We start from the raw sequence: 12,122 nt of genomic DNA on the forward strand, positions 1-12,122 counted from the left end.
TCCCGGTCAGAGGGCTGGACGGCTCTCCCCCGAGCACCTGGAGGCAAGACCGCCGACCCCCGCGCAACCCGTCAAACAACTTCAGACGCGCGACACTAGAGCGCTCTCCCGGCGACCAGTCAACGACCCTAGGACGCGTCCGTGAGTGCTGCACGCCGATCGGGGACGGAGCGACAACCGACACTGGAGCAGGTCGCCCGGTATGCCGGGGTGTCCCGCGCGACCGTCTCCCGGGTCGTCAACCGGGCGAGCACCGTGGACCCCGCGCTGCGCGAGGTCGTGGAACATCGGGTCGGTCGAGGCCCGCTGAGTGGCCCCTCCCTGCGACCGGACACCCCTGGTGTGCACCTCCCCGGACGGATACCAGTGGGTCCGGTCGCCGGATGGCGGAAACCAGGGCTGTCCGGTCTGGCAAGGTCAAGCACGCTTGACACTCTCGTTCTTGTCAAGCACACTTGACACATGAGTACCCGAGCGCTGTGGATCGTCGCGGGCCTGTGCGCCGTCGTGGGCATGGCCCTGCTCTACCTCGTCATCGATCCGGCGTTCTGGGTGCAGCTGCTCGGCATCTGGCTCGTCGCCGGGCCCCTCGGCATCGCGCTCAACCTCACCCTGGGCCGTCGCAGACGCGAGCGCCGGGAGGACTCCCCGGACAGCATCGAGCACCAGGCAGCCATGGCCGCTCGCAGCGACACCTTCGAGGTCTCGCTGATCCTGGTGCTCCTGCTCCTCCTCGCCCTGGTGGTGGCACCGGGCCAGCTGCCCTGGCTCTGGGCGCTGCTGTGCCTGACGGTCATGCTGGCGACCTTCTGGGTGCGCTACACCGTGCGGCTGGACCGGCTACGTGGCTGAGACCACGAGCATCCTGCGCGCGCTGCGCACCGAGCGCGGGTGGAGCCAGGCGACCCTGGCCGAGCAGGTCGGTGTCTCCCGGCAGACCGTCAACGCCATCGAGACCGGCCGCTTCGACCCGAGCCTGCCGCTGGCCCTGCGGATCGCGCAGCTCCTGGACCTCCCGGTGGAGGAGATCTTCGCGCTCGCCGACCGCTGACCGGCACCCGTGTGCAGGACGGTGTGTCACATCCGTGGTTCCGGCGACGCATGTGACACCACGTCCCGCACAAGCATCACCTCAGCAGTCGCTGCGCGGAGCGCACGTCGGGTCCCAGGCGCGCGAGCTCGGTGACGAGGTCCTCGCCCGCAGCCATCAGGTCCTCGTCGCTCACCGGCTCGAGCGCGTCGAGGATGAAGAGGGCGGCAGTGGTGTCGTCGGTCAGCGCGGTGCGCCGCGTCTGCCGCCAGTTCCACCGCCGGCAGGTCACCTCCTCGTCGTCGCGCCAGACGACCTCGCCGGGCAGCGGGTGCTCGACGGCGGCCTCACCGGAGGCCAGGGTCTCGAAGTGCTCGTCCCCGGCCGCGCGCGCCAGCCGGGGCGGACCGGCATACCGGTCCAGGTCCTCGCCGCCGAGCGGGATCTGGTGCTGCACCGAGACCGCGTTGTAGAGGTCGGTGAGGCGGTTGACCCGCGGCAGCCCGCCCTCGACCCGACGCAGCAACGCCTCCAGGCTGGGGCGGGTGCGCTGCGGCTTGGCGCCGAACGCCCGGTATGCCTCCCGCCACGCCGCGACGTGCGGCAGGTCCAGCAGGTCGGCGTCGGCCATCGCCTCGGACGCCGCGGCCTCGGCACGCCGGAGCCGCGCCTCGCTGTGCTCGTCGCCCGGCGCCGGCACGATGCCCGCGGCGACGACGAGCAGCGCGCGGTAGTCGGGGCGCAGCCGACGCACCTCCGCCTCGATCTCCGCGCCGGCCAGGAATCCCTCGAGGTCGTGTCCGCCCATACCCGCATCCTGCCCCACCTTCGAGGTGCCGGTCCGAGGACGGTGTGTGACGCTGGGAGACCTCCGCTCAGCTCGACGACGCGAGGAGCCTCATGCTCGACCGGGAGCGCACCGTGGCGGGTCTCGGTTTCAACCGCTGGTTCGTGCCGCCGGCCGCGCTCGCCGTCCACCTGTCCATCGGCCAGGTGTATGCCTTCAGCGTCTTCAACATCCCGCTGGAGGAGCGCTTCGGCGCCTCGGCGACCGCGGTGTCGGTCATCTTCTCGATCTCGATCGTCATGCTCGGGCTCTCCGCCGCGATCCTCGGCACCTGGGTCGAGCGCAACGGCCCGCGCAAGACGATGGCCGTGGCGGCGGCGCTCTGGGTCGCCGGCTTCCTCGTCTCCGCGCTCGGCATCGCCACCGGGCAGCTGTGGATCGTCTACCTCGGCTACGGCGTGCTCGGCGGCATCGGTCTAGGGCTGGGCTACATCTCACCCGTCTCCACGCTGATCAAGTGGTTCCCGGACCGGCCGGGCCTCGCGACCGGCCTGGCGATCATGGGCTTCGGCGGCGGCGCGCTCATCGCTTCGCCGCTGAGCAACCGGCTGCTCGGACTCTACGGCGGCGACGACCCGGTCGCCGGGCTCGTCCCGACCTTCCTCACCCTCGCGGTCGTGTATGCCGTGCTCATGGGTCTGGGTGCCTACGTCATCCGGGTGCCCGCGGACGACTGGAAGCCGGAGGGCTGGACCCCGCCGAAGAAGTCCGAGCAGACCTCGATGCGGACGACCGCTGACGTCACCGCCCGCAACGCCCTGCGCACCCCGCAGTTCTGGCTGCTGTGGACGGTGCTCTTCTGCAACGTCACGGCCGGCATCGGCATCCTCGCCCAGGCCTCCCCGATCGTGCAGAACTTCTTCTCCGGGGTGGACGCCGTCGCGGCCGCCGGCTTCGTCAGCCTGCTCAGCCTGGCCAACATGGCCGGCCGGATCGTGTGGTCCTCGACCTCCGACGTCATCGGCCGCAAGCCGACCTACATGCTCTACCTCGGGGTCGGCGCCGCGCTTTACCTCGGCGTCGCGACCTTCGGGCGGTCCTCGCTGCTGCTCTTCGTGCTCATGTGCGTGGTGATCCTCAGCTTCTACGGCGGCGGCTTCGCGACGATCCCGGCATACCTCAAGGACCTCTTCGGCGGGATGCAGGTCGGGGCCATCCACGGCCGCCTGCTCACCGCCTGGTCCGCAGCCGGCATCGCCGGGCCGCTCATCGTCTCCGGGATCCAGGACCTGCAGACCGCGCGCGGCGAGACGGGCGCCGATCTCTACCTGCTGTCCCTCTACATCATGGTCGGCGTGCTCGTCGTCGGCTTCATCGCGAACCTGCTCGTGAAGCCGGTCGACGAGCGCCACCACGAGTCCGACCCTGACCAGCTCGAGACCGAAGGAGCCTCCTCGTGAGCGATTCCCCGACCAGCACCGCCGAGCGCCCCGAGGGCGCCGACGCGGCAGAGCGCACCGCGGCCATCGTGCTGTGGGTGATCGTCAGCGCCGGCCTGCTCTACGGCGTGGGCGAGACCATCGCCCGCGTGACCCAGCTCTTCGACTGACCCGAACGCGAGAAGGAGGCGGACGTGGCGACCGACGCACCCCGCAAGGATTTCACCGACGACGACCTGGAGATCCACGAGCGCAAGGACTGGGCCGCCGGCGTCCCCGGGGTCTACCACGCGCTGAAGATCTCCTACGAGCAGATGGGCGCGACGCGCACGGTGCGCACCCTGACCCGGCTCAACCAGAAGCACGGCTTCGACTGCTCCGGCTGCGCCTGGCCCGACCCCGACCACCGCTCGCCCGCCGAGTTCTGCGAGAACGGCGCCAAGGCGGTGGCCGAGGAGGCCACGCTGCGGACCATCGGGCCCGACTTCTTCGAGGAGCACGACCTCGACGACCTCGCCACCCGCAGCGACTGGTGGCTGGGCCAGCAGGGACGGCTGGTCCACCCGGTCGTCAAGCGGGCGGACAGCAACAGGTACGAGCCGATCAGCTGGGACGACGCGTTCCGGATGATCGCCGACCAGCTGACCTCGCTCGCCGACCCGGACGAGGCGATCTTCTACACCTCGGGACGCACGTCGAACGAGGCGGCCTTCGTCTACCAGCTCATGGTCCGCGCCTACGGCACCAACAACCTGCCGGACTGCTCCAACATGTGTCACGAGGCCTCCGGCGCGGCCCTCGGCGACACCGTCGGGTTGGGCAAGGGCACCGTGCTGCTCGAGGACCTGCACGAGTCCGAGCTCATCATCATCGCGGGGCAGAACCCGGGCACCAACCACCCGCGCATGCTCAGCGCGCTGGAGAAGGCCAAGGAGAACGGCGCGGCGATCGTCGCCGTCAACCCGCTGCCCGAGGCTGGCCTCCAGCGGTTCAAGAACCCGCAGAACCCGATCAAGGCCGTCGGGTCGGGCACCGACCTCGCCGACGACTTCCTGCAGATCCGGCTCGGCGGCGACATGGCGCTCTTCCAGGCCCTCGGCGCGCTGCTGCTGGAGCGGGAGGACGCCGACCCGGGCTCGGTGCTGGACCACGAGTTCCTCGCCGAGTACGCCGAGGGGCTCGAGGCATACCGCGAGCACCTGGCCGACCTCGACTGGGACGAGGTGCTCACCGCGACCGGCCTGGAGCGGCAGCAGATCGAGGACCTCGCCGACCGTCTGGTCCGCAGCCGGCGGACCGTGGTGTGCTGGGCGATGGGCCTGACCCAGCACGAGCACTCGGTCCCCATGCTCACCGAGATCGTCAACGTGATCCTGCTGCAGGGCAACATCGGTCGGGACGGTGCAGGGCTGTGCCCGGTCCGCGGCCACAGCAACGTGCAGGGCGACCGGACGATGGGCATCTGGGAGCAGATGCCCGACGACTTCCACGACCGGCTCGATGCGGAGTTCTCCTTCGAGAGCCCGCGGGAGCACGGCTACGACACCGCGGCTGCGGTCGAGGCCATGCGTGAGGGCCGGGTCAGCTTCTTCATGGGGATGGGCGGCAACTTCGCCAAGGCCGCGCCGGACACCGACGTCACCGAGGCGGCGCTGCGCCGTTGCGCCATGACGGTGCAGGTCTCGACCAAGCTCAACCGCTCTCACGTCGTCACCGGCGAGACGGCCCTCATCCTCCCCGTGCTCGCTCGGTCCGAGCGGGATGAGCAGGCCAGCGGCCCGCAGCGGGTGACGGTCGAGGACTCGATGTCGGCGGTGCACGCGAGCCACGGGCCGCTGCCGCCGGCCTCGCCCTACCTGCTCAGCGAGGTCGCGGTCATCTGCCGCCTCGCGCGTTCCATCCAGCGGGTCGCCGCGGTGACGGACTGGCAGGCCTTCGAGGACGACTACCGCACCATCCGCGACGCGGTCTCCCGCGTGATCCCCGGCTTCGAGGACTACGAGGACAAGATCAACGACCCGGGAGGCTTCGTGCTGCCGCACGTGGCCCGGACGCGGGAGTGGGGGGACACCCAGCTCGGCAAGGCGCAGCTCAGCTGCAACGAGCTGGTCTACCCCAAGGTCCCCGAGGGTCGGCTGCTGCTGCAGACGCTGCGCAGCCACGACCAGTTCAACACGACGATCTACGGGCTCAACGACCGCTACCGCGGCATCGAGAACGGTCGCCGGGTCGTCTTCGTCAACCCCGCGGACCTCGATGAGCGGGGCCTGCGGGACGGGCAGCACGTCGACCTGGTGAGCCACTGGGAGGACGGCGAACGGGTGGCCGAGGAGTTCCGGATCGTTTCCTACGACACCGCCCGGGGCTGCACCGCCGCCTACTACCCGGAGACCAACGTGCTCGTGCCGCTCGGGCAGCGCTCGAAGCGGAGCGGGACGCCGGCCAGCAAGTCGATCGTCGTGGAGCTGCGGGCCCGGGGCTGAGGCATACCGGTGGAACATCGGGGCGGGGTGCCGCTGTTGGACCAGGTATGCGTATAGCCATCATCGGAGGACACGGCAAGGTCGCGATGCTGCTCAGCCCGCTGCTGGGCGAGCACGAGGTGAGTGCGGTGATCCGCAACCCGCAGCACGCGTCCGAGGTCGAGCAGACCGGGGCGACGCCGGTCGTCGGCGACGTCCAGAGCATGAGCACCGACGAGCTCGCCGAGCTGTTCGGCGGGCACGACGTCGTCGTGTGGTCGGCCGGTGCCGGCGGCGGTGACCCGGAGCGCACCTACGCCGTCGACCGCGACGCCGCCACCCGCACCATGGACGCGGCCGAGCAGGCCGGGGTCGGGCGCTACCTCATGGTCAGCTACCTCGGCGCCCGCCGCGACCACGGGGTGCCCGAGGACAACGCCTTCTTCGCCTACGCCGAGGCCAAGTCCGCAGCCGACCAGCACCTGCGTGACTCCGGCCTGGGCTGGACGATCGTCGCGCCGGGCCACCTGAGCCTGGACGAGCCCACCGGCTCGATCGAGGTGCGCGGCTCCGGGCCGGGATCGGACCCGCAGCCCTCGGACGGCAGCGAGCTCGCCTCGGTGCCCCGCGCCGACGTCGCGGCCGTCATCGCCGCGGTCATCGGCCGCAGCGACCTGGACGGCACGATGATCGAGTTCGTCGGCGGGGACACCCCGATCGACCAGGCGCTCGACGAGGTCGCCAAGGGCGCCTGAGGGCATACCCCGGACCTGTCACCGGGCCCGTGCACGCTGATGCAGCCGGAGCGTAGGAAAGAACCTGCGCTCCGGCTGCATATCTGTGTTCAGCCGTGGTTCGTGGCCCTCAGCTGCCGGACGCTGGGACCGAGACGCCGGGCACGTCCGCGTGGATCGGCTGCTTGGGCAGCTTGCGGACGCGCCGGGGGCGGCGGGAGCGGGCGGGGATGAGCGAGCGCATGGTCTCGTGCTTGCCGAAGCAGAGCAGCCGGTCGCCGTCCTCGAGCACCTTCTGGCCCGAGGGGTTGGGCACGACGCGGGTGCCGCGGTGCAGGGTGAGCACCTGGATGTCCTTCTCCCACAGCCCGGAGGTCTCCAGCGTCCGCCCGACCATCTCCGAGCCGGACATGACCGCGATCTCGGCGACGCCATACCCGGTCGAGACCGCGAGCCGCTGCCGCACGTCGATGTCGGGGAAGCCGGCCTGGTCGGCGATGTAGTCGACGATCGCACCGGCGACGTCGAGCTTGGTCGCGGCCTCGATGCCCTCCAGCCCGGGCGAGGAGTTGACCTCCATGACCAGCGGCCCGTCGTTGCCCTCGAGCATGTCGACGCCGGCCACTCGCAGGCCCATGATGTGCGCGGCGCGCACCGCGATCTCCTGGTATGCCGGGTCCAGGTCGACCGGCTCGACCCGCCCGCCGCGGTGCACGTTGGAGCGGAACTCGTCGCCCTGGGCGACCCGCCGCATCGCCGCGACGACGCGGTCACCGACGACAAGGCACGGACGTCCTTGCCCTTGGACTCCTTGACGAAGCGCTGGATGAGCACCTGCTGGTTGGTGCCGTGCAGGGTCTCGATGATGGCCTCGGCGACCTTCATCGTCGGCGCGAGGATGACGCCGATGCCCTGGGTGCCCTCGAGCAGCTTGACCACGACCGGGGCACCCCCGACCATCTCGATGGCGTGCGGGATCTCGGCGCGGTTGCGCACGAAAGCGGTCGCGGGCATACCGATCCCGTGGCGGGAGAGGATCTGGCTCGCCCGCAGCTTGTCGCGGCTGTTCATGATCCCGTTGGACGTGTTGGGGGTGTAGACGTCCATCTGCTCGAACTGCCGCACGACCGCGGTGCCGAAGTAGGTCACCGACGCGCCGACCCGGGGCAGGACCGCGTCGTAGCTGGACAGCGGCTTGCCGCGGAAGTGCAGGTCGGGCTCGTCGCCGGCCAGGTCGATGCCGAAGCGGAGGGTGTCCAGGACCTTGACCTGGTGCCCGCGGTCGAGCGCCGCGGTGCGCAGCCGTTGGGTCGAGTAGGCGCGCAGGGACCGGGAGAGGATGGCGAGTTTCATGGGGACGTCCTGAGAGGATGCGCGGGTGACAGGGTCCAACCATTCCATCACGGAGCAGACGGTCGTCGGGTGGCGCGAGTGGGTGCAGATCCCGCAGGTCGACGTGCCGTGGATCAAGGCCAAGATCGACACCGGCGCCAAGACCTCGGCGATCCACGCCTTCGACCTGCGCTCCTTCGACCGTGACGGGCGCGACTGGGTCAGCTTCGCCGTGCACCCGTGGCAGGCGACCGCGCAGGACGAGGTCGCCGTCGAGCTGCCGGTGCACGACTCGCGCTCGGTCCGGTCCTCCTCGGGGCACGAGGAGCAGAGGTATGTCGTGCGCCTGCCGGTGGTCCTCGGCGGTCGCGAGGTGCCGGTCGAGGTCACGCTGACCGACCGTGACGAGATGGGCTTCCGGATGCTCATCGGGCGGGAGGCGCTGGTGCAGGGCTACGTCGTCGACCCGGCGCTGAGCTATGCCGGGGGTCGTCCGGAGCGGGCCGTGCGGCGGAAGAACTGGGGCAAGCAGTGAGCGAGGCGACGACGGGGTCGGCGACCGCAGCGGACGTGCGACCGGGCGAGGCTGCGGCGCGCCGACCGCGGCCGCGCAAGCTGCGGCCCTCCTTCCCCATCGGCACGGTCAAGGTCCGTTCCGGTAGCCGCCGCGAGGTGTCGCTGCCGATCTCCCGGCTGGTCACCGGGGCTGAGGTGAGCCTGCCGGTGCACGTGCTGCACGGGCGCGAGGACGGGCCGACGGTGTGGCTCTCCGCGGCGATCCACGGCGACGAGGTCGTGGGCATCGAGGTCGTGCGCCGGGTCATGGCGGTGCTGGACCCGAAGACGATCCGCGGCACGGTGCTCGCGGTGCCGATCGTCAACGTGCTCGGCGTGATGTCGGGGGATCGCTACCTGCCGGACCGGCGTGACCTCAACCGCAGCTTCCCCGGCTCGGCGCGCGGATCTCTCGCCGGGCGCATCGCCCACCTCATGATGAAGGAGATCATCGGCCCGTCGGACGTCGGGATCGACCTGCATACCGGAGCGGACCGGCGCACCAACCTGCCGCAGATCCGCTGCGACCTCGAGGACCCGCAGACCCGGGCGCTGGCCGAGGCCTTCGGCGCGCCGGTGATGTATCACGCCAAGCTCCGCGACGGCTCGCTGCGGTATGCCGCCCGGGAGCGGGGGGCGCGGGTGCTGCTCTACGAGGGCGGCGAGGCCTGGCGCTTCGACGAGTGGGCGATCGAGGCCGGGGTCGTCGGGGTGCTGCGGGTGCTGGCGCACCTGGGGATGATCGACACCGACGAGGTCGACGTGGAGCCGGTCGGCACGCCGAGCGAGGTGTGCTGGCACAGCGGCTGGGTGCGGGCGCGCCGCACCGGCATCGTGCACATGGACGTCGCGCTGGGGCAGCGGGTGAGCGAGGGGGAGAAACTCGGCGAGCTGTTCAACTCCTTCGGCAAACGGTTGGCGATCGTCAAGGCCGACCGCGCCGGGGTCGTCATCGGCCGGGCCGAGGCGCCCCTGGTCAACCGGGGCGACGCGCTCGTGCACATCGGCGAGATCGACTCGACCGACCGGTCCGGGCTGGACGAGGACGCGAGGGACACCGACACCCCCTGAGGTGAAGGGGTCGCAGCTGTCGGGACGCAGGAGTCGGTTTCGCCTCACCCTGACGGACGGGCCGTCAGCGACCACGGAGGTCCCGGCATGTCCACGCTCAACCCCTATGTCTCGTTCGACGGCACCGCCAAGGCCGCGATGGAGAACTACCAGCAGGTCTTCGGCGGCGAGCTGACGATAAACACCTTCGGTGTGTTAGGCATGCAGGGCGAGGGCAGCGACGGCGTCATGCACGCCCAGCTCACCACCCCGGCCGGCTCCACCCTCATGGCCTCGGACACCCCGCCCGGTATGCCCGCTCCCCGTCCGAGGGCAACATCTCGATCAGCCTGAGCGGCGACGACGGCGCCAAGCTGCGCGGCTACTGGGACGGCCTCGCCGACGGCGGCCACGTCGACATGCCGCTCGAGCACCAGATGTGGGGCGACACTTACGGGATGGTCACTGACCGGTTCGGTGTGAGTTGGATGGTGAACATCGCCAGCCAACAGGTCAGCTGAGCTGTCTCACGTCGTGACAGCCACGACCTCGGCACCAACATCAGCTTTGGGTTGATGTGTGGCATTGCTAGCATGGAGGAGGCACTACCAGGGCGTATTTGTCGCGAAGTCCAATCTTCCTTAAACCGCCAGTGGCGGGAACGGTCCGATGGCCTCAGCGGTAGAAGCTAGTCGCTCTCTACTCAATAACAGATGCCATTTGCGTAGCTGCGCTCGTAACTGCATCCGGCCAATTCTTCTGACCGCCAAACAAGCCATATCTCCTCGTGAGGCGGCGCGTTCCGTCGATCGCCAGACGGGTCTCTAGGGCCGTCAACTCGACAGTCGGCCGACCAGCAAGGCCCCCACTGAGCTCTAGATCTATCATCTGCTCCGCTAGTGAGTGCGCGGCCTCGCGTTCCGCAGCGTTGTAGGTTCGGCGGCCCGACCGAACATGTGCCATGGCCTTCATGACTGCTTCCACTTCGCTCGCTCGCTCGAGCACCAGCGTGTGGGTGTCACTCAGATACCGCATCAGCACTCCAGTCTGTTATGGTCCCGCGCAGTGGCTCAGGCGCGCTGCGCGCAAGTGCGAAGAAGGTGGCGAGGTGGCAAATTTCGATCAGCACGCTCGAATGGGTGGAGTTGACGATCTGGTTCAGCGACTGGATCTGGCGCTCGTGGACATCTACCAGACACTGGGCGGGGCACGGTCGAGCGGCTACCTGAACACCACGGACAGGCACCGACTGCACCGTCAGCGGGTTGAAGCGATTTCCTGCGCAGAAGCCCTGGATGCCAAGTTCTTGGAGTGGCGACTGCTGTTCGGATTTGATCCCAGTTTTTCTGGCTTGCATCGATCGATCCAGTACATGGTGAACGGTCGGGATTTCCGCTTGGATCTGGTGGGTCCGATGGATGACATAATCGAAAAAAAGACGCATACCTGGTATCGACGACAAGCGCAAAAGAAACTGGGTCGGATGCGGCGATGGATGTGGTTGACCCCGGAGCCTTTAATACTGACGACGCCATCAGCGCGATCGTAAGGCGCGTTGAGGATGCAGCTGGATATCCGAAGAATAGACAGCATGTAGCTCGTAGAGCTAAGCGCGATCGCGTCTTGGTTGGCGGCATTCTCTACGCTCTTCGCGGTGACCATGCGGCGGCAGATTCGCAGTATTACCCCTTTTGCCAGGCTATTGCTGTGGGCTCGGCAGTCAGGCGCAAGTAATGAACTCGTGTGGGTGATGCCATGCTTAATACTGTGTCGGATTTGGGCCCAGCAGTGGCGGCGGCGGCGTTGCTGTGGGCAAGCGCTTCTTATTTTTCCACCCTCAAGCGCGACTCTCGAGCCGAAGCCTCCAGGATCCTTGGCTTTTTCCCCGAAGAAGACTCGTCCGTTTGGGTTTTGGAGAACTGCTCCGACTCGCCCATCACGTTCATCTCTGTAACCAAGGGTCGTGCAATCGTAACGCCCGAGCAACAATTTCTGCGGCCGTCTGAATGGCAACGGATAGAATTGCCGGACGATGACGGACCGCTGATAATCGAGTTTGTGGGACCACGTGGCATCAGGTGGCGCATGGCGCAAGACCGTGCTGCATTTCCCGCCGCTCCGTGGCGGCGTCTGTGGTACTAGTGCCCGCACGCTCGATAAGGCTCGGCTACGCGGCCGTAGCACGGCCGTGACGATCGGTGCCTCGATCACTCCCATCGGACGCTCCACAGGGGCAAAACTACAGCGATGTAGTTCGCGAGGGGCCATAGTCGCAGTGGCGAGTCGCCAACCCGAGGCCAGTTCGCCATGCTCTCTCCTAAGCCCGCACATGCGGGTCCAGTGGCCCACAGGAGCCAGATGGCTGTTGCGCCAAGCACCGCTAGGGGTCCCAAGTCTGCCATAGGACGTCGGCGGGTCAAGCGGATTGACTAGATCGCTGACTGCTGCACCTCGGTGAGAGTTCAGCCCAGTTCAGGTGTCTCAGAAGATCCACGGCTTCGGTAGAAGGGGCTTGTCTGTCCTTGACGTGTACCGCCCAAAGGTGATCAGGTCAGTTGAGTCCCCCATAGTGGTGTAGCGCGGTAGCCGAGGTCGTCGTCTCCGGCGTGTGCGTCAGGCGAGGACGCGGCCACCGCGTGATCCTTCGAGTGAACCTCTCACAGCACCCTCGAACGGAGTCACACGATGACCGCTCCTCACATTGTCGACCCTGCCGGCCTGCTCGGTGAAGCC

Annotated in this window: 13 protein-coding genes and 1 pseudogene; 11 read left to right on the forward strand and 3 right to left on the reverse strand. The window is 68.6% G+C overall.

Annotation, left to right across the window (positions count from 1 at the left end):
• Nucleotides 1-141 precede the first annotated feature (141 nt).
• Genes BJF86_RS19820 through BJF86_RS09390 form a run of 3 tightly spaced genes read left to right on the forward strand, consistent with a single transcriptional unit; the run spans nt 142 to nt 1,051 of the window.
• Nucleotides 142-459 (forward strand): LacI family DNA-binding transcriptional regulator, encoded by a 318-nt coding sequence (locus BJF86_RS19820; RefSeq protein WP_414819939.1) that lies wholly within the window; start codon nt 142-144, stop codon nt 457-459.
• 3 nt (nt 460-462) lie between these two features.
• Entirely contained in the window at nt 463-852 is a 390-nt protein-coding gene (locus BJF86_RS09385; protein WP_075818491.1) for a hypothetical protein, read from the forward strand.
• Entirely contained in the window at nt 845-1,051 is a 207-nt protein-coding gene (locus tag BJF86_RS09390) for a helix-turn-helix transcriptional regulator (protein WP_075813395.1), read from the forward strand. The genes BJF86_RS09385 and BJF86_RS09390 overlap by 8 nt, the downstream gene beginning before the upstream one ends.
• Nucleotides 1,052-1,127: 76 nt before the next feature.
• Here BJF86_RS09390 and BJF86_RS09395 read toward each other — a convergent pair whose 3' ends face one another.
• Nucleotides 1,128-1,838 carry a B3/4 domain-containing protein gene (locus BJF86_RS09395; RefSeq protein WP_075818493.1) on the reverse strand — a complete coding sequence of 237 codons (711 nt, stop codon included), beginning with the start codon at nt 1,836-1,838 and terminating at the stop codon, nt 1,128-1,130.
• A 92-nt stretch (nt 1,839-1,930) separates the two neighbouring features.
• On the opposite strand from BJF86_RS09395, the gene BJF86_RS09400 reads away from it, so the two are divergent.
• The 4 genes from BJF86_RS09400 to BJF86_RS09410 are packed head-to-tail and all read left to right on the forward strand — an operon-like array spanning nt 1,931 to nt 6,473.
• Entirely contained in the window at nt 1,931-3,277 is a 1,347-nt protein-coding gene (locus BJF86_RS09400) for an OFA family MFS transporter (RefSeq protein WP_075818495.1), read from the forward strand.
• Nucleotides 3,274-3,426 (forward strand): MFS transporter small subunit, encoded by a 153-nt coding sequence (locus BJF86_RS17955; RefSeq protein ID WP_158068404.1) that lies wholly within the window; start codon nt 3,274-3,276, stop codon nt 3,424-3,426. Before BJF86_RS09400 ends, BJF86_RS17955 begins: the two co-directional genes overlap by 4 nt.
• A 24-nt stretch (nt 3,427-3,450) precedes the next feature.
• Entirely contained in the window at nt 3,451-5,739 is a 2,289-nt protein-coding gene (locus BJF86_RS09405; RefSeq protein ID WP_075818497.1) for an FdhF/YdeP family oxidoreductase, read from the forward strand.
• Between the two features lie 47 nt (nt 5,740-5,786).
• Nucleotides 5,787-6,473: an SDR family oxidoreductase gene (locus tag BJF86_RS09410; RefSeq protein ID WP_075818499.1), complete on the forward strand. Its 687-nt coding sequence runs from the start codon at nt 5,787-5,789 to the stop codon at nt 6,471-6,473.
• 109 nt (nt 6,474-6,582) lie between these two features.
• On the opposite strand, the pseudogene rimK reads toward BJF86_RS09410, so the two are convergent.
• Nucleotides 6,583-7,805, reverse strand: a pseudogene (gene rimK, locus BJF86_RS09415) (30S ribosomal protein S6--L-glutamate ligase).
• Nucleotides 7,806-7,830: 25 nt separating this feature from the next.
• On the opposite strand from rimK, the gene BJF86_RS09420 reads away from it, so the two are divergent.
• The 4 genes from BJF86_RS09420 (at nt 7,831) to BJF86_RS19830 (ending at nt 9,910) form a co-directional block, all read left to right on the forward strand.
• Entirely contained in the window at nt 7,831-8,319 is a 489-nt protein-coding gene (locus BJF86_RS09420; protein ID WP_075818501.1) for an ATP-dependent zinc protease, read from the forward strand.
• Between the two features lie 98 nt (nt 8,320-8,417).
• On the forward strand, nt 8,418-9,410 hold the full coding sequence (locus BJF86_RS09425) for a succinylglutamate desuccinylase/aspartoacylase family protein (protein ID WP_187345611.1): 993 nt from the start codon (nt 8,418-8,420) through the stop codon (nt 9,408-9,410).
• 87 nt (nt 9,411-9,497) lie between these two features.
• A complete protein-coding gene (locus BJF86_RS19825; RefSeq protein WP_414819940.1) occupies nt 9,498-9,743 on the forward strand; it encodes a hypothetical protein in 246 nt (81 codons plus the stop codon).
• 20 nt (nt 9,744-9,763) lie between these two features.
• The gene (locus tag BJF86_RS19830) at nt 9,764-9,910 is read left to right on the forward strand and encodes a VOC family protein (protein ID WP_414819941.1); all 147 of its coding nucleotides are present in this window, start codon (nt 9,764-9,766) and stop codon (nt 9,908-9,910) included.
• A gap of 497 nt (nt 9,911-10,407) precedes the next feature.
• Here BJF86_RS19830 and BJF86_RS17565 read toward each other — a convergent pair whose 3' ends face one another.
• Nucleotides 10,408-10,833: a hypothetical protein gene (locus BJF86_RS17565; protein ID WP_143553788.1), complete on the reverse strand. Its 426-nt coding sequence runs from the start codon at nt 10,831-10,833 to the stop codon at nt 10,408-10,410.
• Nucleotides 10,834-12,122: the final 1,289 nt, after the last annotated feature.

Origin of the sequence: Serinicoccus sp. CNJ-927 (assembly GCF_001942435.1) — a bacterium.
Classification (GTDB): Bacteria; Actinomycetota; Actinomycetes; order Actinomycetales; family Dermatophilaceae; genus Ornithinicoccus; species Ornithinicoccus marinus.

What these genes read in the sequence shown, in the direction of transcription:
- BJF86_RS19825 (WP_414819940.1), top strand. Translation starts at nt 9,498, where the DNA reads ATGTCCACGCTCAACCCCTATGTCTCGTTCGACGGCACCGCCAAGGCC.
- BJF86_RS09395 (WP_075818493.1), bottom strand. Translation starts at nt 1,838, where the DNA reads ATGGGCGGACACGACCTCGAGGGATTCCTGGCCGGCGCGGAGATCGAG.
- BJF86_RS09400 (WP_075818495.1), top strand. Translation starts at nt 1,931, where the DNA reads ATGCTCGACCGGGAGCGCACCGTGGCGGGTCTCGGTTTCAACCGCTGG.
- BJF86_RS17565 (WP_143553788.1), bottom strand. Translation starts at nt 10,833, where the DNA reads ATGCGTCTTTTTTTCGATTATGTCATCCATCGGACCCACCAGATCCAA.
- BJF86_RS09410 (WP_075818499.1), top strand. Translation starts at nt 5,787, where the DNA reads ATGCGTATAGCCATCATCGGAGGACACGGCAAGGTCGCGATGCTGCTC.
- BJF86_RS09385 (WP_075818491.1), top strand. Translation starts at nt 463, where the DNA reads ATGAGTACCCGAGCGCTGTGGATCGTCGCGGGCCTGTGCGCCGTCGTG.